The sequence below is a fragment of the Psychrobacter cryohalolentis K5 genome (assembly GCF_000013905.1).
In the GTDB taxonomy this organism is placed as follows: Bacteria; Pseudomonadota; Gammaproteobacteria; order Pseudomonadales; family Moraxellaceae; genus Psychrobacter; species Psychrobacter cryohalolentis.
The window spans coordinates 2,350,692-2,371,425 of record NC_007969.1 but is presented as its reverse complement, the minus strand read 5'-3'; the positions used below and the strand labels follow the sequence as shown (position 1 = coordinate 2,371,425).

Below are 20,734 nucleotides of genomic sequence, written 5' to 3'. Positions count from 1 at the left end.
TAACCACCTCAAGCGTATCATCCGTTAGCTTAAGTGGTTGCTACTACGTACATGCTTATTAATATGATGATACGTCTTATGATTGTTGTTACGGCTACATCCAGTTGGCGGTGTTATCAGCCGTGGCTGGATGATTTTCATACCAGTGCTTGGCGATTTCATCGCGGCGGCAGATCCAAACGTCGGGTTTACTGGTGATGTATTGCAAAAACTGTTTAAGCGCTTTAATGCGACCAGCACGACCAATGATGCGGCAATGCAAACCAATGGTTAGCATCTTGGGAGTGTCTTGACCTTCTTCATATAGAGTGTCAAAGCTGTCTTTTAAGTATTGATAAAAAGGTTCAGCATTGGTGAACCCAGGACTTGAAGAAAAACGCATGTCATTGGTCTCAAGCGTATAAGGAATGACCAGATGCGGTTTGCGAGCAATTTTGTTGCCTTCTTCTACTTTAACATTGAGCCAGTACGGCAGCTCATCAGCATAAGAGTCAGAGTCATAAATGTAGCCGCCTTGTTCTGCGACCAGCTCGCGAGTATTTGGGCTATCGCGACCGGTATACCAGCCAAGAGGCTGATTGCCAACCATACGCTCAAATATTTCAGTAGCGCGGCGTACATGTTCACGCTCGGTCTCGCGGTACATATATTGATAGGTTATCCAGCGCAGTCCGTGACTGGCAATTTCATGACCATCTTCTAGAATGCGCTCGACAATATGCGGTGTTTTTTCGGCAGCGGCTGCACAAGTAAAGGTAGTAATAGGTAAACCATATTCTTTAAAAGTATCTAGTACGCGCCAAACACCCACTCGGCTACCATATTCAAAGGCTGACTCAATCGACTGATGGCGGTTGTTAAATTCTGGCGTACCTAAAACATCTGATAAAAAACGTTCTGACTGACCGTCGCCATGCAAGACACTGTTCTCTGCGCCTTCTTCGATATTTAGCACAAACTGTACGGCAATCTTAGCGCCGCCCGGCCAATTGGCTTTGGGTGGATGGTCGCCATAGCCTTTTAAATCGCGTGGATAAGCGGCTTGATCAAAGTCGCTGGTTATCTTTTTTTTCATGGTGTTTTATCCTTTATAAAAACAGAGTAATAGATCTATTAGAAATGTAATAACTATTTTTTATTCTACTATTGCACTTCATCTTTCTGACTTCACTGCCTTATTCTACTATGGTGTCAGGATCTACTGCATAAGGGCGCATCAATACCCAATACACGATGCCACCTATTGCCGCGCCTAATAAGAAACCATAACCTTCAAGCTTAGTCAGTGCGGGTATCAATACCGTGGCGATAGAGAATAAAGCGCCGATTGCAAAGGCGATAAGCGCACGGATGTTCCAGCCTTTGTAGTAGTAATAAGCACCAGTTGGTTGAGCGGAAAATAAGTCATTCATATCGATATGTTGACGTTTAATTAGGTAATAATCGATGACTAAGATACCAAAGAATGGAGCGATAACCGCACCAATAGTATTTACAAAACCGACAATACCGATCTTACTGATAAATGATAGCCACAAAGCACCAACGAAAAAGGCGATAACAGCAGTAATTAAACCGCCCATGCGAAAGTTAATATGCTTAGGAAATAAGTTAGCCAAATCGTAAGCAGGGGGAATAAAGTTTGCAACCATATTGATACCGACGGTTGCAGCAAAGAAGGTCAGCGCTGCAATAATGGTCAAGGGTAGAGAATCTACACGATCAACAATATCCGATGGATTGGTCAATGCTTCGCCAAATATTACTAGGGTTCCAGCGGTAATGACCAAGGCGATGAACGAGAAAAATACCATGTTAATCGGCAAACCGAGTAAGTTACCCAAGCGCATATCGCGCTCACTACGCAAAAATCGTGAGAAATCACCGAAGTTTATGACGACTGCTGCGAAATAAGCAACCATCGTACCGACGATAGCAGTAAATGCCTGTATGGCATTTCCACTATAATCGCTGCCACTAGCGAAGATAGAGTTAATCGCAGGTAACAACTCAGAGCCTGATTGATACCAGATGACGGCCATCAAGATGACCATAACGACATAGACTAGCGGTCCTGCCCAATTCAAAAAGTGCTTGATCGGCTCGATGCCTGCCCAAAACAGTAAAATCTGAAATACCCAAACGATGACAAAGGCAATCCAAGCGGTACTATTCAAGCCTAAAAATGTCGTATCTGGGCTACCTATGACAATAGTCAACAAAATGGCAACTGCAGTTGAGGCAAAGTAGGTCTGCACCCCGTACCAAAAGATACCGATAATAGCGCGTAAGATGGCAGGTAAGTTAGCGCCATTGATACCCATGCTGGCACGTATCAAGACTGGAAAAGGGATGCCATATTTGACACTGGGTTTGCCAGTTAAGTTGACCATCAGCATGACGATGAATCCTGAGCAGATAATCGCTGCCATGACCCACCACCCATTCAGTCCATAACTCAAAAATAAGGAGGCCGCTAAGGTATACCCGAATAAGCTCTGAATATCATTGGACCAAACATTAAATATCGCAAACCAGCCCCAATTACGCTGTTCAGGCTGTAGTGGGGCAAGATCTTCATTGTATAATCTTGAGTTTTTGCGTTCTGGATTAAAGGTATTGCAATCATAGAGCGCGCTATTGGATTGAGTACTGAGCTGACTTCCTTGCTCATTCGCAGTGGACATCCTTTTCTCCCTTTAGATTGAAATCAATCGAAACAAATATTGTTAACACTTATTAATGTTTATTGTTAACACTTTAAGGATGTCTAGGTCATTGGTCAAGATAATTGTTTGATCAGCGTTTACTCTTCTCTGTCTAGAATGCTCATTTATAACCCTGAAGCATAAGCGACCAGTTGTTGGCGCTCTTCATCGCTTAGCTGAGTGATATTACCCAGTGGCATATAGCCACTTTGTACAGCAGTCACAATCTTAGCTTGATGAGTTTTTATATCTGCAGGGGTTTGGATAATAATACCCGCTGGCGGCCCATTAAATCCAGCTTGGGTTGGTTGTGCCGCATGGCAAACGCTACATTTTGCTTCTACTACTTTCATGATAGCGTCGTCAGCTGAAGGAGCAACAGGTACTACTTCGGTAGCGGCAGTTCCGCCAGCAACCGCATTGGGATCAGCCTCTGTAGCAGTAGCAGGTGCTACCGTATTCGTATCTTGAGTGACAGCAGCAGGCGGTGTATCTGTCGGTGCTACTTCAGTGACAGCAGGCGTCTTGATTGGAGAAACTGGTAATGGCTCGATAGGTGCTGGACGCATCCAGATAATCAATAGTACGGTTGCTATCGCAGGAATTACTAAGAATTTTGGTCTATGGCGACCCAAGTGTTTTTCGTTGAAGTAATGACGAGCTGTTGCCGTGATGACACCAATGAATACCAATATTAACCAACCATGCGCATGTGAATACATCATTGGATAGTGATTACTAATCATGATAAAGATGAGCGGCAAGGTAAAGTAGTTATTCATCAATGAGCGGTTTCTGGCCATCAATGCCAAATCTGCTACTTCTGGACCTGGTTTGACACCGCGGCGTACACAATCTACAAGTGCGCGCTGAGCTGGCATAATACCGAAGAAGACGTTACCTGCCATGATAGTACCTAAAATGGCACCGACATGGATAAAGGATGCACGATCACTAAACAGCTGGTATGAGCCCCAAGTGGCGATAATCATGAGTACAAAGATAGTGATACTGAAAGCCAGTTTATTTTTGCCGACATTGCTGCGCACAATGACTTCATAAATAAAGTAGCTACCGAATAAGAATAGTAGACTGGTCGATATAGCACCAATGCTACTACCAAAGTCAACTTTGCTCGGATCGATCAAGTAAGCCGTGGCATTGATGTAGTAGACGATAATGAGCATTGCCATACCGGTTAGCCATGTGGTGTAGGCTTCCCACTTAAACCAATGCAGCGTTTTTGGCATCTCTTCAGGTTCGAGCTTGTATTTGGCAATTTCATAGAAACCACCACCATGTACTGCCCAAAGATCGCCTGAAATGCCTTTTTTGGCTTTCCATTCTGGTGGCTTCTGAAGACTCATATCTAGCCATACGAAATAAAATGATGCGCCAATCCATGCTACACCAGCGATAACGTGAAACCAGCGGAAAAATAAGCTTAGCCAATCGAGAAGATATGCACCCATGTTGTCAATGTCCTTTTATATTATTATATCTTGGTAACTCGTAACGACTTTTGCTCACCTTCGTTATTATAAAAGATTGTGATACAACGTAGCGATACCAGCATTATTCATTTGGTCTTAAATCACTGACCTCATTGTCAGTTGTTTAAAGTTTCCAGAACTCGTTTAGCCTTGTTTTTATAAGGTTTCGAGTCATAAAGCTATAGAATCATGATCCGCGATAAGTGCCGTAGCCGTGTGCGCTAAGCAGTAGCGGCACATGGTAGTGACCGTTATCTTGTATCATAAAATCGATGACTACTTGCGGATAAAATACTGTGAGGTTTTGCGTATCAAAATATGCTTGGGTATCAAAGGTCAGCGTATAGCGACCGATATCTAAATGATACTCGGCAATATCAATTTCTGGATTAAATGCCCAGCTATCTGGCGTCACGCGACCATCAGCGTTGGTGACACCGTTTGCCAATAATGATGGCTCGCCACTGGCACTAATACGATGTAACGTCACTGCGATATCAGCGGCAGGCTTGCCAAGATGGGTGTCTAAAATATGTGATGAAAGAGTACCTGACATAATAATTCCTTTTATGTATGAGAGAGACAAAGCAAGATTTAAGCGTCGCCTAACAGTTTTTGTAAACGCAAACGCGTGATTTTATTTTGTTCAGTAGCCGCATTGAGCAATTCAGTCTCGCGATCATTTGGCAGGCGTGCTTGCAATAGATCAAGCATTTGCTGCGCGCTTTTACCAGTTGCAAAGACAATAAAGATAAAGCCGAATTTATCGAGATAGTCTTGATTGCCTTGTGCTAACGCTTCAAGTACCGCATCTTCAGCGTCATTGGCGCCTGATTGCTCATGAGCGGCACTGTCTTGCGTATTGCGATACTTCTCTTTTAATGAGTCGACATTGCCAATCTGTGGGTGACCATCAAAGGCTTCTAGCAAGTTAGCTTCATCCGCTTTAGCTTGTTGCCATGCGTCATCGCTTGCACTCAGTAGCGCTTTTATATCTGCAAACGGACGTGCGTCTGCCAAGGTTTGCGCCCATTGGCTACTGGTACAGCAAGTTAGAAATTCTGAGGTCGCATCGGCTTGCGAGAGGGCGTTCAGTTGCGGTAGTGATAAGCTCACAGTGATATCCTTATCTGTTGACACAAAGTGTTGACGGATACACATTTATCATTTGAGTGATATGAATTTATAAGGTACAGACAGTATCGTGTGCTGATATTAGTCTGTTGATTACTTAACTCAGGGAAAACTCAGGTGAAAGTAGTATCGATTGAGTCATAATTGGTTAATATATATCCATTCTGCTTAAACCTGACTAAATGGTCAACTACTTTATGCAAAATATTTTTATTTTTTACTAGATATGCTAATAATCGGTGTGTTTATTTACAGTTTATCTTAAAGTCACGCTAGAATATGGTACTTACTGATATAAATGTCTAATGGTGCAACCTATGACTCAAATTTCTAAAGCAAAAGCTTCATCCGCCTCTGAGAGCGTGGTTCATCGCAATCAGCATGATATTCGTGCCCAAAACCAAGCGGTGATTTTGACTGCCGCTGAAGAAGAGTTTGTGCTGAAAAGCTATCGCGGTGCCACCATGCAAGGTATCGCTGATCGAGCAGGGCTGCCAAAAGCCAATGTGCATTACTATTTTAAAAGTAAGACCAATCTGTACAAAGTAGTTTTGCGTGCCATCATTCAAGAGTGGAATGATGGCTTGGTGACGATGACGGTAGACAGCGATCCAAGAACCGTTATCGAAAAGTTCGTCCGCACCAAATTGCATCAAGCATTTGCAAACCCAAATCGCCATAAGCTATTTGCGTTAGAGGTCATCGGCGGTGCCCCGCATTTACATGATTTTATGTCGACTGCGATGAAAGATTGGGCACTGGATAAGACACAAGTCATGAAGATATGGCATGAGCAAGGCAAAATTGCCATTGCTGACCCTTTACAGCTATTGATTTTGATTTGGGCAACCACGCAGCGCTATGCAGAGTTTGAAACAGAAATCGTCGGCTTAATGCAAAAGAGCGCGTATGATGAGACAGACGAGGCACGCGCTGCTGACTTCTTAATACCTTTTATACTACGAGGTTGCGGACTCGAGTAGGGGTAGATTGGAACAACTGCTATTAATGAATGGCTTGACGCATAAAGGATTGCTTTAACGATATCGCTGCTAATTAGCGCTTTATCATTAAGGCAATCCTTTTCTTTTGTCACTCATCAAAGTCTTTTACATTGTCTTAGAAAATCATCTAACCCTTCACTTTTAAGCGGCTTCACGAGCAGGCTTCACGTCATCCTCAGCATGCTGGTCAGCCGTATCAAACTCTGCGCCAAAACTTTTTGGTAAAATCATATCAAGCGTAATCGCGATAATACCCGATACGGTCACTGCTGAACCAAAGATATTACGGAACATCTGCGGCATTTGTGCAAATACATCAGGTACAAAGGCAACACCCATCGCCAAACCTAGAGAGGTGGCTATGATTAAGATATTACGATGGGTAAAGTTTACGGTTGAAAGTATGCGAATACCAGCAGTCGCTACGGTTGCAAACATTAGCAGTGTCACACCACCAACTACTGGTTTTGGTAGCTGAGTGAAGATAGCACCTAGGATAGGGAATAAACCCATAAAAAATAAGATACCGCCGACATAGAAGCCCACATAGCGACTAGCGATACCCGTCATCTGAATAACGCCATTATTCTGGCTAAAAGTAGTGACTGGGAAGCTGTTAAAGATACCAGCAATGGCAGAGTTGACACCGTCAGCTAGTACCCCACCTTTGATACGTTTCTCATATAGTGGACCTTTGATAGGCTCACCTGAGATCATCGACGTTGCGGTCAAATCACCAGCAGTCTCGATACTGGTAATGATATACATAAAAGCAATCGGTATAAACGCTTGCCAATCAAAACTAAAGCCAAACTTGAAAGGCACAGGTACAGTCAGTAGCGGGGCTTGTGAGACTAATGAGAAGTCAATACGACCCATAAATGCTGCTACCAGCAAGCCTAACATCAGACCAATAAAAATAGCGCTTGAGCGAATAACTTTGTTAGGTACGATACTAATAAGCACGACACTGATTAATACCCCGCCGCCCAGTAGCAAATTCTCCATGCTACCAAAATTCTCTGCGCCAACACCGCCTGCTAGATCGGTTAGACCAACTTTGGTTAGGGACAAACCAATAGTGACAATGACACAGCCGGTGACGATAGGGCTCATCAAGGATTTAAGTTTAGTAATAAACTGACTCAAGAATATCTCGACAAAGGCGCCTAAGAATGTCACGCCAAAGATTACAGAGAGAATCTCCTCAGGACTACCACCTCGGTTTTTTACTACAAAACCTGCTGCTAACACTGCCGCTAAAAAACCAAAGCTGGTGCCTTGCAGAGCCATTAGCCCTGAACCGACAGGACCAAATTTACGGGTTTGAATAAAGGTTGAAACCCCAGATACCATTAGCGCCATACTGATCAGGTAGGGAATATGCTCACCTAGACCCAAAGCACCGCCAATAATCAATGAGGGCGTAATAACACCAACGAAAGCGGCGAGTACATGCTGTACCGCACCTAAGAATGCTTTTGCAGGCGCAGGACGGTCGTGCAGTCCGTACAATAAATCGGGATTTCCTTGAGTATGCTCACTCATTTTGGCTTTCTCCTAAAGTGACTTTTAGTCCAAGCTCTGTAAAGATATTTAGAGACAGCGTTACGTTGATAAATAGGAGACATATGAGGGTCTCTATAAATCCTTATCGCAGCTAGCTGTTTACACAGTATCAAACACAGAGTCGCATGATCCTTATGCAAATACATGTAAGCAAATAACCAGTCTTTCTCAGTCTGACCGATAGTCGTATGTACAAACCTGACTAAATAGTCAACTATCTTAGGGTATATGTAATTGGCAGTATATTGCAATACTTTTTTTTGATATTCAGCGTTTATAAATAATCACTCTGTCGCTGATAATCGCCTCCGCATATAGGTGGAACTTATCTAGACAGCAATAGACTAAAGGTATTCATCAGATGTGCAGGTGCTGATACAAGCGTACAAAGATATTAAAAGAAAATTTTTCAGTTTAAATATTGCCAAATTGTTAATACTTCGTTATTATGCCTGTCAATATTTAAACGCTAATCATTATCATTAACATTAATAATGTCATTCTTATATGAAACTTAATAATTATTAAAGCATCAAGCTTTTTAGAAAGTAATTTTGGGCAAAAATTACTGATTATTGATTTCCTAAACGAGTTTTAAAATTCTTATACTAGATAAAGTGAGTATGTTATGCGCGAAGTAAAATTATCAAGATTTTCTAGTCGATTGACCGTATTGTCTATGGGCGTAGCAGCAGTATTGGGGGCACAAGCGGCGAGTGCTACGACCTCAGCAGATATGCCGAGCACTACCTTACAGACCATCACAGTGACGGCAAACAGCTCAGTACGTGAAAGCGTGCAAGAGGGCGGTGTTGATGTTGAAGGCTATACCCCAGCTGCGCAGGCAAGCCACTTAAGTGATTTTTTAAATGTCGTACCCGGTGTTACGGTAGGCGGTACGTCAGCGGTCAATCAGCGTATACGCGTACGTGGACTCGATGATACCAATTTGAAAGTGACCATTGATGGCGCTCGCCAAGAAGGCACGCTGTTTTATCATATGGGCGATGTGACCATTGACCCTGATTTGCTAAAACAAGCGGAAGTATCGGTCGGTAATAACTCAGTGACACTAGGTAACGATGCGCTAGGTGGCGCAGTTGCTTTTAAAACTGTTGATGCCGCAGATCTACTAAAACCGGGACAAAAAATCGGTGCCAAACTGCACGCAGGTTATGCTAGTAATAATGATGAATTGCTCACCTCAGCGACTGTGTTTGCTGCCCCAACGGATAATATAGACTTACTGGCTTATTATGGTCAGCGTAATGCCAATGCTGGTGAAGATGGCGAAGGTCGTAAGATCCAAACGGAAGATAGCAAAGGCGAGAATATTTTATTAAAGGCGGGCGCGTATATTGCCAATGACCATCACGTAGGGGCTAGCTTTAGCCGTACCGAAAACGAAGGCATGTTCCCATTACGCCCAGATTTCCCAGCAAGCCCAGGCGTTGGCAGTTGGAATGAAATTCTACCGCAAAAGGTTAAGCGTGATACTTATGGGCTGGACTATAGCTACAATCCTGCCAGTAACTTGGTCAATGTCGATACCAATGTTTATCAAACCGAAACGCAGATTTCACGCGATACGGACTATACGACAAAGCCAGGTTATAACTGGGAAGCGGGCGTAAAAACCACGGGCGCAAAAATTCAAAATACCAGTGTTATTGATACCAATGTCGGCAGCCATAAACTAATCGCCGGTGTTGAGCACTATAAAAAAGAATCTGAGCTAGAGCGTGACTTCGTTAAAAAGGGCACCGATGAAGCCAAGAATACCTCTATTTATCTAGAAGATCAGTGGAAAAATGGCAAATTAACCTTAACGCCGGGCATACGCTACGACCGTTATGAGTCGCCTGAATTTGTTGCTGGTGGCAAAACTTATGACAATGTCGTTGGTGCGCTTGCAGCAAGCTATGAGATTGCACCGTTAACGCAAGTGTTTGCCAGTTATACGCAGTTATTTAACGGTCCTGATTTGAGCCAAGCGATTTTTAACTCAGATGGCGACAAAACCTACGTCAATAAAGACTTAAAAGCAGAAGAAGGATCAAATGCTGAGATTGGTATCGTTAAAACATTGCGTGACCTAACGGTAGCGGGTGATGCGTTACAACTTAGCGGAAAATATTTTGAAACTGATATCGAAAACTTTATTGAATTTGTCCGTTCTGGTGGTACTCGCGTTGGCTTAGACTGTACCACTGGACAACTTGGTGGCGCTTGCCAAGGCGCGGTCAATAAAGATGAAGATTATAAAATTAAGGGTGTTGAGCTCGCTGCTGACTATAAAATGGATAGTTTTAGCATGGGTCTAAGCTATGCCCATGCACGTAGCAAAGGTGATAAAACGGGCTATAGCATCCCATCAGTAACGGGTGGCAGTGCCGACTCTGGCGATAAATATATGGTGAACTTGGCCTACGTACCAACAGACACCACCGAGCTGGGCTGGCGCAGTACCTATGTGGCTGCCATCACGCCCAAAACTGAATCTGCCCAGCTTGAAAAGTCTAACTATGATGTGCATGATATTTTTATGAGCTATATGCCAAAACAAGTCGATGGTTTAAAAGCGACTGTTGGGGTTTATAATATCTTTGATGAAACCTATGCCAGCCATGCGTCACGTTCGCTTACAGAACAAGCAGATGGTTTGCGCACCGACTTTGAACCCGGTCGCAATATCAAAGCATCTTTAACCTATCAGTTCTAAATTTATACTGATCATGCGTAAAAAATGAGTGTTAAAAAAGCCAGCTGCTTTGTATAAGAGCTGGCTTTTTTATGTCGAAACCTCTTTTTTAAACCATATGTCTTTTTTAAATCGTTTTATGCGTCTTTAACACATCAGCATTTAGTGCAATTCTAACGCTAAAATTAACAAAGAATAATAATCAATGATTTCATTTAACCCACGCCAAACTTGCCTATGGATTCACCGTTATACTGGACTTGTGATGGCCGCTTTTTTACTCATGGCTGGTATAACGGGCGCACTATTGGCATTTCACGATGAGCTGGACGCGGTATTTAATCAGCGTTTGGCGGTTGTTGAGAAAGCGCAGACACCGCCATTGTCTATCGCCACCTTGCATGACAAGGTGATTAGCCACTATCCAGAATACAGTTTTTCGACCATGCCAGTAGCAATCGAGCCTAACCGCGCCGTCGTCTTTGCGGTTGATAAATATAAAGGCGATGTAAAGGTAGAACCTGCGCCTTTATTTCAAGAGGTTTATATCAATCCCTATACTGCGGATATCATTGGGGCACGTGATAAAGACGAGTGGGCATGGCGCAATACCATGTGGAAGGTGTTCTGGCTGCATCGTGAGTTATTGCTTGGTGATATCGGCAAGCTGGTACTGGGTATTATTGCGCTTGTTTGGACGATTAATTGTTTTATTGGATTTTATTTGACCTTTCCAAGAGCGGTTAAAAAGAATCAGGTACCGCCCCAATATCCTGCTAAAAAACGGGCGTCTTTATTAAAACGCTGGCTGCCTGCGTGGAAAATCCGCACCAAAACCAATACCTTTAAGCTTAATTATGATGCGCATCATGCGTTTGGTTTATGGTTGTGGCTGATGCTGTTTGTGATTGCATGGTCAAGTGTGGGGTTTAATTTGCAGCAGATCTATAAGCCAGTGATGCAAGCGGTGGTCGGTCTTGACGGCAACAAAGGCAAATCAAATAAAACAGATAAATCTAGCGCGCCAGTTAGCACTGAAATGATCACCATTAATGTTGTTAATAAAGCCAATAGTGTCAATTATTTAAGCAAGCAAGCGAATATTGCCGCGCAAGAAAACGGACTGACCGTGCAGCAATTATTGGGTATTCGCTGGGTTGAGGAAGATAAGCAGTGGCAGATGCGCTTTAAAACCAATCAAGACATCGGCAAGAAAAGTGGCGCGTCTTCAATTACAGTCAATGCAAGAGATGGTAGCGTTGAGAAAATAAATTTTGCTTATCAAAACGCCTCATTTGGTCATAAAGCTGACCAATGGCTATCCACCTTACATATGGGACATATCAGTCATGGTGTCGGTCATTTAGCATATCAAATATTCTTGGCATTGATTGGACTAGCCGTTGCTGTCTTGTCTGGTACTGGGGTATATTTGTGGTGGAAAGGTCGACAGCAACGCTTAAAATCTTTGCGAAAGCTGAGATAAAATTGGTGTCAAAGTGACAAAGCCGTTTACAAGTACGATTTTAAGCCGCATCCACGATTACCGGACGACCTTGATGATTAAGTACCGTCACATCAACGTTATAGAGATCTTTCATGGTTTGTTGGGTAATGACATCGACCGGACATCCAATAGCTTGTACTTGACCGTCCTTCATGGTCACCACCGTATCAGCGAACTGGGCGGCTTGATTGATGTCATGAAGGACAATGACCACGGTTTTTTGCTGGCTATGACTTAACTCACGCAGCTCACGCATCAAGCGTCCGGAATGATACATATCGAGATTATTTAGCGGCTCATCAAGCAATAAATACGGTGTATCTTGGCAAACAATCATCGCAATCAGCACCCGTTGCCGCTGTCCACCCGATAAGGCAGATAAAAAACGCTCAGCTAATGGCTCTAGCTCAAAGCGTTCGATAATCTCAGCCACTTGTTTCTGATCGCTTGCCGTAGGTCGTCCTTGATGATACGGATAGCGCCCAAACATCAGTAATTCATGTACCCGCAGCCGCCCTTGTACTTGATTGTCTTGACTGAGCATTGCTACCGTTGTCGCAAGGGTACGCGCATCGCATTGAACAATATCACGTTCCTCATTATCTACAGCAAAGCTAACCTGTCCGCTTTGCAAGGATTGCAACCGCGCCATCACCGAAAATAACGTCGATTTACCGGCACCATTGGGACCAATTAAAGCGATGACTTGTGACGGTGGCAATAATAAGTTGATATCATGCAAAATCTGCTGCTTGCCAATATGATGCGATACACCCGTTATTTTTATCATAATGCTTCTTTTTTAGCTGAATGTTTAATAAGTGATTAGAGTTTTTAGTTCGAGCGCCGCTGGCTCATAAATATCAATGCTAGAAATACCAAGCCGCCTGCCAGCTCAATAACGACTGATAATACGCCTGCCATACCGAGCACTTGTTCAAAGAGCGTTTGACCAATTACCAAGCAAATCATCGCTACTAAACTCACTAAAATGAGCCGTTCGCTATGATACATATGGCGCGCCAGTCGATTGGTTAGAGCGCAGACCAATAAGCCAAAAAAGGTCACTGGACCGACCAACGCCGTAGCTGTAGCGACCAATACCGCGATGACGGTTAATAGCCCAAATGCCAAACGTTGATAGTTAATACCGAGATTAGTTGCCTGCGCTTTACCCAACATCAGCACATCACATTGATACCGCCAGCGCCAAATAAATAGCGCACTTACGACACAAATAAATAGACTGATGACTAATAGCTGCGGATTGACCGTATTAAACTGCGCGTAACTTGCCGATTGCACCACCACAAAATCATCTGGATTAATCAGTCGCGCAATCAGGGCTGATAAGCTGCGAAACAAGACTCCAAAAATAACCCCTACCAATATCAGCCGCGTTAAATCCTGACTGCTTTTGGAAAACAGTAATTTAAACAGTAATAACGACGCGCCAAACATCAATACAATCTCAAGCGAAAATTTGGCCATCGGATGAAGACTGGTGAAGCTAATCGCCCCTAAGAAAAATACCAATAGACTTTGCAATAGCACATAAAGTGAGTCAAAGCCCAATAATGAGGGCGTGAGGATAGGGTTATGGGTTAAAGTCTGGAAAAGCAGAGTAGAGACGCCAATTGCATAGCCGACCACCATCAGCGCCAATAGTTTTTTACCCCGTAGTGGCAGGGCAAAATCCCAATGCCCATGGACATTGACGGTTAAAAATAAAATGGCGGAGATTAATAAAACAAGAGCCGCAACAGATTTAGGCTGTTGACTGATAGCTAACCCTAGCTTTGCCCAGAATTTTGCTAATGGGTTCAGGTTGGCGGTAGCACTCTTAGCACTATCAATAGTAGCATCAGTCGTTTGACCAGACGAGGCAGAAGGTAAAAACATACGCTAATCTTATAAAAGAGAATGGCAAGTAAAACAACGATAACTTAGATAATCTAACTCATTTAGGACTCAGCAGGCGCACGTAATAAGATCCATAAAAACACCACCGTTCCGACCACACCAAAGACGGTCGCTACCGGAATCTCGAACGGATAGCGAATCGAGCGCCCGATAATATCGCAAAGCAATACCGCTGAAGCGCCCAATAACGCGACCGCTGGCAAGCTGCGCCTGAGCTTATCGCCCATAATGCGACTGACGATATTTGGCACGACCAAACCAATAAAAGGAATCATGCCAACTGTCACGACGACCACGGCACTCATCATGGCGACCATACCAACGCCAATCCACGTCACATGACGCTTACTGATACCCAAATTTAAAGCAATATTATCGCCCAAGCCAATAATGGTCAGCTTATCGGCGATAATATAGGCGATAATACATAGCACACCAGTCAACCATAACAGCTCATACCGTCCTGACAACACGCTTGAGAAGTCACCAAATTGCCAAACGCTGAGCATCTGTAACGTTTCCGTTTGATAGGCAATAAAGGTAGTAATAGCATCAATAATCCCGCCAAAGACAATACCAATCAACGGAATCATCAAGAAATCTGTCGGCGGAATACGATGAATCAGCAGCATAAAGAGCATCATGCCAAATACTGCCGCAATGGTTGCCACACTCATCTTTATAATTAGCGCGCTGGCCGGAAAGAACAGACTCACCACCAATAAGCCAAGGGCAGCGCTTTGAGTTGCGCCGACCATAGACGGCTCTACAAAGCGATTCTTGAGTACCACTTGAATAATCATCCCAGCCACTGCCATGGCAATACCGGTCAAAATAATAGCAATCGTCCGCGGTAAGCGGCTGACCAGCATCAGTGAGCTGTCTAAGTTGGCACTATGATTGGCGAGGCTATGAAAAACACCTGACCATGAAAAGTCAGCAACTCCAATAGATAAACTTAGCAATACCAACATTCCCATGATGACAAAGCTTGCGGTATTGATTAACCAAGGTGCTATTTTTGCGTGGCGTGATTTAGAGTTTAAATCACCATTTACCTTCTGCTGCCATCTTGAGGGTACAGAAGATATAGATTTATCACTATTAGCGTTATCAATATTAGTAGCGTGATTAGAAAATAGGGGCATAACGGCTGCTAACTTATGGCTGGCGTAAAGGGTAGACGCAAGAATGGGCACTTACGTCTGTTTTTCAACGAATAAAAATGTTTACTTTGCTTGGCTAAATGCCGTTTTAATCGCGGTCAAATCTTGCATCCACTGATAATAACCACCAAATGCTAGGTATGAATCTGGGCTTAGATAGACCACTTGATTCTTTTTCCAAGCCGTCGTTTGCGCGACTAATGGATTGTCCAAGACGGCTTTTGCACCAACGCTTTCTTCACCGATAGCCGCGCTACGGTCAATCACAAACAGCCAGTCAGGGTTGGTTTTTTGCAAGTATTCAAAGGAAACCGGCTGACCATGATCGGCGTCTTTTATCTGATTATCTACCATAGGTACGCCAAGTACGGTATGGATAAAGCCAAAACGTGACTTATCACCGTAAGCAGACAACTTATTACCATTAACCATGATGACCAAGCCATTGCCTTTATCTTTGGTCGCTGTTTTCGTCTCATCAATAAGACCGTCGATATCCTGTTGCAGCTTCAAGGCTTGATCGCTTTTGCCAAATAACGCACCCAAATCATGCAAGCGCTGTTTGCTAGACTCATAGATATTGGCAGTATCAATACTCATATTGAGCGTTGGGGCGATGCTTGAGAGCGCATTATATTTCTCTGCCATACGCGAGCCGACCAAGATAGCTTGTGGTTGCATTGCGTTTAATGCTTCAAGATCTGGCTCAAATACTGTGCCGACTTTTTTCGGATCTGGTTGAGTTTTTGAATGCAGGTTATTCAATTTTAGACCGCTTGGCATGCCATCAACAGCGACATCGAGCGCTGCCAAATCCTGCATCAAGGTCATGTCATAAACCACTAGCGGCGATGGGTTGATTGCCAAATCAACAGATCCCTTGATGGTATCAACGCTAATAATGGTCACAGAAACCGCCTCGTTAGTGGCGACATTTTTGGCTTTATCAGCGGTTTTATTTTCGGTGTTGCTATCTGCGGGTTCTGAGTCATTAGATTCAGGAGCGATACAGCCAGTTACGGTAATACTAGTAAGCAGTGCAGTCATGAGAGCAGCTATTAAGGGACGTTTAAAAACAGGAGTAGCACGGTGGCTAGAGAATGAGGTAGTAGACATAGATAACTCGGTATAGGACGGGTTTTGGCAGTTTTATACAACCTGCTCGATAAAAATCTTCATTTAACGGCAGGTTAAATGAGTCGGTGTTTTATTATAAATTGGGTAAATAATTCAGTCGCCATCATAAAGTAATTGAGACGTATTATCAATAAAGATGATAATGATTTTTATTAACTAAGTGTATTCAGGTTATAATAGACTCGCATTCTGACCTAGATTGAACTTAAAAAATTCACAATACCGACTGAAATATTAGAAATTTACTATTGATAATAATTATCGTTTGCATTATTATCACCACCATTCTATGACGGTTAAATGCTAGAGTATTATGAGTTCAACGGATTTAGAGACGCCCCCACTTAAATCAATCTTGATAGCGATACTAGTTGTAGTAGGGCTTCACGTGCTTACGGCAGTGGCATTGGTGGCAATGAAACCGTCTGCACCCAAAGTCGCGCCGCCCAAACAGACGCCGCCTATTGAAATAGAGCTGGTATCATTACCTGCTGCGTTACCTAAAGAGCCGGTAAAAGTGGTGAAATCTGTTGAAAAAGAAGTGACTAAGGTTGTGATAGATAAAAGCACGCTAGCGCCAAAACCGCAGGCTATAATAAAACCAAAGCCGGTCACAGAGACGCCAAAAAAACCAGTGGTACAAGAACGCAAACCTGATATTACACCGCTAGTCAAAAAAGAAAAGACAACGTCGATTGCTCAAGAAAAGCCGTCACAAAAACAGACTAAGCAAGAAGAGCCAAATCCCGCCATTGATAAAGCCATATCTGAGCAGCTTGCTAATAACCAAAAGGTTAACAATCAGCAAGCTGAGCAACGTCGACTTGTAGCAGCACAAGCGGAAAAAGCAGCGCAAGAAGCACAGCTGCAACAGGCGCAGGCTCAGGCTCAGGCTCAGGAAGCGCAAAGAGTAGCAAATGCTAAAGCGAGTGCCGAAGCAGCAAATGACGCGGCTCAAAAAGCAGCAAGAGCGGCTAAGCAAGCAGAAAAGGCCGCTAAAGCAGCTGCTGAAAGTAATGAGCCTGTCAATTTTACCGCCAGCTCAGCAAATTGGGTATCAGCCCCAAACTTCAGTTTCCCTGAGCGCGTTGCACGACGAGCAAATTCGGGTGATACGCTCAACGTAGTATTGATACTGAGGGTAAATAAGCAGGGCGGGATCGATAATGTGCGTATCGCTCAATCTTCGGGGAATGCGGCATTGGATAAAGAAGCGACGCGGCAAGTGCGCTCAGGCAAGTTTAAACCCTTTACGAATAATGCTGGCGTACCAGTGGTTGGCAATGTGACCTTGCCTGTGAGCTACGCAGTACCTTAATGATTATCCATCTATAAAAACATACATTCTAATCTTTTCACGATAAGCATAAATGCGATAGTCGCTGCAGGTTTATGTGATGGCACAACTTACTAGGGAGTCTGACATGGACTTTACAACTTACTGGCAATATAGCGATATGGTGACTAGAACCTTGTTCTTTTTACTGCTCGCTTTATCTATCATCTCTTGGGTCACGGGCATCATTCGGGTGCTACAAAGCCGAAAATTGGTGACGACTGTTGCTGATGATTTGAGCCAGCAGATGCAGGAAAAACGCTCAGATCTAAGTGTGGCAGATGCAGCGACGCGGCGTTTGATTACTGAGCAAACCTTGCTAAAGCACATTGGTCGCTACCGTTTTGCTAGCGAGCGTGGTTTGCCTATCCTTGGTACGACAGCAGCGATTGCACCGTTTATTGGTCTGTTTGGGACAGTATGGGGTATTTTCCATGCCCTACGTAATATTGGTATGAGCGGACAAGCAGGACTTGGGCAGGTAGCGGGACCGGTCGGTGAGGCACTTATCATGACCGGTTTAGGAATAGCCGTAGCGATTCCAGCGGTAGTGTTCTATAACCTTGCTGTACGTATTAATCGTAGCATCATGTACCAGGCAAATGATCGCGCCCATGATTTACTGGCGCAATCTGCTGAGCTAGCAGTCACACAACAATCATCAATAAATAATGAACCTGCCGTGACTCAAGCTCAGTTAGTAAAAGGTAATCATACAGAGACGCAAGCCCCTCAACAAACAGAACATTATCATAAATCAGCACCATCACAGCCGTAACCCTATTTATTGATAGGGTTTTACATTAAAAGAAAGCGAAGCGACAGATAAGCTAGAAAGTAATAGCTTTGATGATTATACAAAACGTATTGAGAATATTATGGCATTTCAATTGGGTGATGATAGTAGTCAAAGCATGAATGAGATGAACCTCATTCCGCTGATCGATATCATGCTGGTATTAATGATTATCTTTTTGTTGACGGCGAGCGTATTGAATCCGGCAGTGCCATTAGATTTGCCAAAGACCAGTGCGATGTTAAATGAAATCCCGCCCGAAGCGATCCAAATCAGTATTGATAAAGATGCAGGGATATTTTGGGACAGCGATCCTATTAGTATGGAAGAGCTAGAAGTACGCTTGCAGCAGCAAAGTGCCGCTGGCAAAGATCCTTCCGTACAGCTACGTGCTGATAAAGACAGTAAATATGATACCGTCGCTCAAGTGTTGGCAGCGGCGAGTGAAGCGGGACTAAGCAAAATAGCCTTTGTTAATGAATAATCGTTAAAGACATAAGATTGCTAAAAATATCAGCAAGCTTATTAACAGAAAAATTAGCAGAATAATAATAAGAACCATTAAAATAATAAACTTTCTCTCCGGCCTCACAAGGTAATCTTGTGAGGTTTCCTTTATTTTATTAATGTATTATTTAGCTTTTATTCTTGATAAATGCTTACCAGCCGTAGCCAAACGGGCGATAGCCGTAGCCGCCATAGCGTCCAAGACCATAACCAAACGGATAAGGCGACCGCAAGTGATCAAGGTCACGTTGGCGGATATGGTAATAGCGACCTTGCGCGTAAGCTTCTTCGAGCTTTTCGATGCCCTCGAGCGGGCAGACAGGCTGCCAGTCATAACCTTCACGACCACGCTTATAAGCATTTAGCTCGGTACAGTATTTTTTCAGCCCCAGCTGGCGACCCTGTTCCCATTGAATACGGTTTGGCATGGGAGCGCCAGCACTAGCACAGCTATTAGCATAATGACCAAAATAATCCCCTGAGCGCCCATTGATACCGTCGGCATAGCCCACTTCTTGCCAGTTGCTGCTTTGACATTGCTGCGGCGTCAGGCTTTTTTGAGTGGTGGCACAGCCTGATAAAGTAAATAAGGCAACACCGATTAGTGTTAAGGCAACGCTGGACTTACTAATGATTGGAGTGCGCGATTTTTGAGTAAAATTGGCACTCGATGAGTTTCGCTTAATAAGATTATTCATAATAAACCTGCGCGCGTTTAAAATTATGGTTTATCATAGCACTTTTTTATAGGCTCGACTTTTTGTATCTTGTTATCGAACGAGTAGCTTTCTGTACTAAGTATTTGATATGCCACTATAAATATCAGCGATATTGTAGATTAGCTGGTGGCTTGTCTCATAACGATAGATAATCTAGCATGCGGTAATTTATATACTTGCGCTCTATTCTTCTTGATTTTTGAAGGCTGACACGCATTATAAATACAGTTATCAAGGTCAGTCACGTATAAAATAATCGCTGTTATGAGCGAACTTATTAGCTAAAAGGTCAGATTGTCATGGGTATGTGGATTGCTATTCTCATTGTACTATTCGTATTAGGGAGTATGATGGCGCTCAAGCCGAGCGGTATCGATCAGCGTTTAGATAAGCTGCGTATGACCGCGCGCCGCTTGCAGCTCAATCCAAAGCTGGTCACTTGTCCTGACTGGATAAAGGGTAAAGACAACGAGTATGGTCGCGGGATGATGGGGCAGTATTGCTTAATATTAGAAAATACCAATCTGCCGTTTACCCGCTATCAAGTGATTGATGGGCAATGGCGACCAGATAGTAGTTTTGTCGATACGACTACAGATGATAATAAGCTTATCGTGCCAACAGCTATTCGTGCGAATCAAAGCAATACCCATACGGCAATTAAGAAGCCCAATGTCAGTTTGGACAAGATGCCACTTGATTTGCCAGTCAGTATTGAGCCCTATGTAAAAGGGTTATTGACTAAGGCAAATAGTATCGTGATTTATTGGGAAGATATCGCTTATGTACGCCCTGCGACCAACCCTGCTTATCAGCAAAAATTGATTGAGAGCGATTTATTAGCGCTCAAAGAAAAGCTTGAAGAGTGGGCGCTGCAAATGCAAAAGATCCTATAAAAATCACCACAAGGTAGCAAATTGTTTTTTCGTCTCCATAAACGAGCGATATGCAAGTGCTTTTAGCAGACGCTTAGTCATTTTCAGTTGACAGTTTAAGCCTTAGCAGTGTAACGTCTTTATAACTGAAACCTTTCG

18 protein-coding genes are annotated in these 20,734 nt (G+C 43.5%); 7 read left to right on the top strand and 11 right to left on the bottom strand.

Annotated features, from left to right (window positions below; all coding sequences use genetic code 11):
- Positions 1 to 94: 94 nt before the first annotated feature.
- From puuE to uraD, 5 genes are all read right to left on the bottom strand, one after another.
- Positions 95 to 1,075, bottom strand: coding sequence for an allantoinase PuuE (gene puuE, locus PCRYO_RS09820; RefSeq protein WP_011514239.1), 981 nt, complete (start codon positions 1,073 to 1,075; stop codon positions 95 to 97).
- A 100-nt stretch (positions 1,076 to 1,175) separates the two neighbouring features.
- On the bottom strand, positions 1,176 to 2,687 hold the full coding sequence (locus PCRYO_RS09815) for an NCS1 family nucleobase:cation symporter-1 (protein ID WP_011514238.1): 1,512 nt from the start codon (positions 2,685 to 2,687) through the stop codon (positions 1,176 to 1,178).
- 146 nt (positions 2,688 to 2,833) lie between these two features.
- Entirely contained in the window at positions 2,834 to 4,180 is a 1,347-nt protein-coding gene (locus PCRYO_RS09810; protein ID WP_011514237.1) for a urate hydroxylase PuuD, read from the bottom strand.
- A 208-nt stretch (positions 4,181 to 4,388) separates the two neighbouring features.
- Positions 4,389 to 4,757 (bottom strand): hydroxyisourate hydrolase, encoded by a 369-nt coding sequence (gene uraH, locus PCRYO_RS09805; RefSeq protein ID WP_011514236.1) that lies wholly within the window; start codon positions 4,755 to 4,757, stop codon positions 4,389 to 4,391.
- A gap of 38 nt (positions 4,758 to 4,795) precedes the next feature.
- On the bottom strand, positions 4,796 to 5,317 hold the full coding sequence (gene uraD / locus PCRYO_RS09800) for a 2-oxo-4-hydroxy-4-carboxy-5-ureidoimidazoline decarboxylase (protein WP_041753208.1): 522 nt from the start codon (positions 5,315 to 5,317) through the stop codon (positions 4,796 to 4,798).
- 335 nt (positions 5,318 to 5,652) lie between these two features.
- Here uraD and PCRYO_RS09795 point away from each other — a divergent pair, with 335 nt between their 5' ends.
- The gene (locus PCRYO_RS09795; RefSeq protein ID WP_011514234.1) at positions 5,653 to 6,318 is read left to right on the top strand and encodes a TetR/AcrR family transcriptional regulator; all 666 of its coding nucleotides are present in this window, start codon (positions 5,653 to 5,655) and stop codon (positions 6,316 to 6,318) included.
- Between the two features lie 162 nt (positions 6,319 to 6,480).
- Here PCRYO_RS09795 and PCRYO_RS09790 read toward each other — a convergent pair whose 3' ends face one another.
- The gene (locus PCRYO_RS09790) at positions 6,481 to 7,887 is read right to left on the bottom strand and encodes a uracil-xanthine permease family protein (RefSeq protein WP_011514233.1); all 1,407 of its coding nucleotides are present in this window, start codon (positions 7,885 to 7,887) and stop codon (positions 6,481 to 6,483) included.
- 649 nt (positions 7,888 to 8,536) lie between these two features.
- Between PCRYO_RS09790 and PCRYO_RS09785 the strand changes: the two genes are divergently transcribed.
- Both PCRYO_RS09785 and PCRYO_RS09780 read left to right on the top strand, forming a co-directional pair.
- Positions 8,537 to 10,630, top strand: coding sequence for a TonB-dependent receptor domain-containing protein (locus PCRYO_RS09785; RefSeq protein ID WP_011514232.1), 2,094 nt, complete (start codon positions 8,537 to 8,539; stop codon positions 10,628 to 10,630).
- Positions 10,631 to 10,814: 184 nt separating this feature from the next.
- Positions 10,815 to 12,095: a PepSY-associated TM helix domain-containing protein gene (locus tag PCRYO_RS09780; RefSeq protein WP_011514231.1), complete on the top strand. Its 1,281-nt coding sequence runs from the start codon at positions 10,815 to 10,817 to the stop codon at positions 12,093 to 12,095.
- Positions 12,096 to 12,135: 40 nt separating this feature from the next.
- Here the strand turns inward: PCRYO_RS09780 and PCRYO_RS09775 are convergent, their stop codons facing one another.
- From PCRYO_RS09775 to PCRYO_RS09760, 4 genes are all read right to left on the bottom strand, one after another.
- Positions 12,136 to 12,906 (bottom strand): ATP-binding cassette domain-containing protein, encoded by a 771-nt coding sequence (locus tag PCRYO_RS09775; RefSeq protein WP_011514230.1) that lies wholly within the window; start codon positions 12,904 to 12,906, stop codon positions 12,136 to 12,138.
- A gap of 44 nt (positions 12,907 to 12,950) precedes the next feature.
- Positions 12,951 to 14,018 (bottom strand): iron chelate uptake ABC transporter family permease subunit, encoded by a 1,068-nt coding sequence (locus PCRYO_RS09770; RefSeq protein WP_011514229.1) that lies wholly within the window; start codon positions 14,016 to 14,018, stop codon positions 12,951 to 12,953.
- Between the two features lie 62 nt (positions 14,019 to 14,080).
- Positions 14,081 to 15,187: an ABC transporter permease gene (locus PCRYO_RS09765; RefSeq protein ID WP_011514228.1), complete on the bottom strand. Its 1,107-nt coding sequence runs from the start codon at positions 15,185 to 15,187 to the stop codon at positions 14,081 to 14,083.
- A gap of 81 nt (positions 15,188 to 15,268) precedes the next feature.
- On the bottom strand, positions 15,269 to 16,321 hold the full coding sequence (locus PCRYO_RS09760) for a siderophore ABC transporter substrate-binding protein (protein ID WP_011514227.1): 1,053 nt from the start codon (positions 16,319 to 16,321) through the stop codon (positions 15,269 to 15,271).
- A 334-nt stretch (positions 16,322 to 16,655) separates the two neighbouring features.
- Between PCRYO_RS09760 and PCRYO_RS09755 the strand changes: the two genes are divergently transcribed.
- From PCRYO_RS09755 to PCRYO_RS09745, 3 genes are all read left to right on the top strand, one after another.
- A complete protein-coding gene (locus PCRYO_RS09755) occupies positions 16,656 to 17,660 on the top strand; it encodes an energy transducer TonB (RefSeq protein WP_011514226.1) in 1,005 nt (334 codons plus the stop codon).
- Positions 17,661 to 17,766: 106 nt separating this feature from the next.
- A complete protein-coding gene (locus tag PCRYO_RS09750; RefSeq protein WP_041753203.1) occupies positions 17,767 to 18,456 on the top strand; it encodes a MotA/TolQ/ExbB proton channel family protein in 690 nt (229 codons plus the stop codon).
- A gap of 100 nt (positions 18,457 to 18,556) precedes the next feature.
- Positions 18,557 to 18,958 (top strand): ExbD/TolR family protein, encoded by a 402-nt coding sequence (locus tag PCRYO_RS09745; RefSeq protein ID WP_011514224.1) that lies wholly within the window; start codon positions 18,557 to 18,559, stop codon positions 18,956 to 18,958.
- A gap of 175 nt (positions 18,959 to 19,133) precedes the next feature.
- Here PCRYO_RS09745 and PCRYO_RS09740 read toward each other — a convergent pair whose 3' ends face one another.
- Positions 19,134 to 19,679 (bottom strand): DUF2799 domain-containing protein, encoded by a 546-nt coding sequence (locus tag PCRYO_RS09740; protein ID WP_011514223.1) that lies wholly within the window; start codon positions 19,677 to 19,679, stop codon positions 19,134 to 19,136.
- Positions 19,680 to 19,999: 320 nt separating this feature from the next.
- Here PCRYO_RS09740 and PCRYO_RS09735 point away from each other — a divergent pair, with 320 nt between their 5' ends.
- Positions 20,000 to 20,596 carry a hypothetical protein gene (locus PCRYO_RS09735; RefSeq protein WP_011514222.1) on the top strand — a complete coding sequence of 199 codons (597 nt, stop codon included), beginning with the start codon at positions 20,000 to 20,002 and terminating at the stop codon, positions 20,594 to 20,596.
- Positions 20,597 to 20,734: the final 138 nt, after the last annotated feature.

Bases quoted from the DNA above. Each gene is read 5' to 3' on its own strand.
- PCRYO_RS09750 (WP_041753203.1), top strand. From the start codon at position 17,767: ATGGACTTTACAACTTACTGGCAATATAGCGATATGGTGACTAGAACC.
- PCRYO_RS09770 (WP_011514229.1), bottom strand. From the start codon at position 14,018: ATGTTTTTACCTTCTGCCTCGTCTGGTCAAACGACTGATGCTACTATT.
- PCRYO_RS09740 (WP_011514223.1), bottom strand. From the start codon at position 19,679: ATGAATAATCTTATTAAGCGAAACTCATCGAGTGCCAATTTTACTCAA.
- PCRYO_RS09785 (WP_011514232.1), top strand. From the start codon at position 8,537: ATGCGCGAAGTAAAATTATCAAGATTTTCTAGTCGATTGACCGTATTG.
- PCRYO_RS09775 (WP_011514230.1), bottom strand. From the start codon at position 12,906: ATGATAAAAATAACGGGTGTATCGCATCATATTGGCAAGCAGCAGATT.
- PCRYO_RS09790 (WP_011514233.1), bottom strand. From the start codon at position 7,887: ATGAGTGAGCATACTCAAGGAAATCCCGATTTATTGTACGGACTGCAC.
- PCRYO_RS09780 (WP_011514231.1), top strand. From the start codon at position 10,815: ATGATTTCATTTAACCCACGCCAAACTTGCCTATGGATTCACCGTTAT.
- PCRYO_RS09755 (WP_011514226.1), top strand. From the start codon at position 16,656: ATGAGTTCAACGGATTTAGAGACGCCCCCACTTAAATCAATCTTGATA.
- PCRYO_RS09735 (WP_011514222.1), top strand. From the start codon at position 20,000: ATGGGTATGTGGATTGCTATTCTCATTGTACTATTCGTATTAGGGAGT.
- PCRYO_RS09765 (WP_011514228.1), bottom strand. From the start codon at position 15,187: ATGCCCCTATTTTCTAATCACGCTACTAATATTGATAACGCTAATAGT.
- PCRYO_RS09815 (WP_011514238.1), bottom strand. From the start codon at position 2,687: ATGTCCACTGCGAATGAGCAAGGAAGTCAGCTCAGTACTCAATCCAAT.
- uraH (WP_011514236.1), bottom strand. From the start codon at position 4,757: ATGTCAGGTACTCTTTCATCACATATTTTAGACACCCATCTTGGCAAG.
- PCRYO_RS09745 (WP_011514224.1), top strand. From the start codon at position 18,557: ATGGCATTTCAATTGGGTGATGATAGTAGTCAAAGCATGAATGAGATG.
- PCRYO_RS09760 (WP_011514227.1), bottom strand. From the start codon at position 16,321: ATGTCTACTACCTCATTCTCTAGCCACCGTGCTACTCCTGTTTTTAAA.
- PCRYO_RS09810 (WP_011514237.1), bottom strand. From the start codon at position 4,180: ATGGGTGCATATCTTCTCGATTGGCTAAGCTTATTTTTCCGCTGGTTT.
- puuE (WP_011514239.1), bottom strand. From the start codon at position 1,075: ATGAAAAAAAAGATAACCAGCGACTTTGATCAAGCCGCTTATCCACGC.
- PCRYO_RS09795 (WP_011514234.1), top strand. From the start codon at position 5,653: ATGACTCAAATTTCTAAAGCAAAAGCTTCATCCGCCTCTGAGAGCGTG.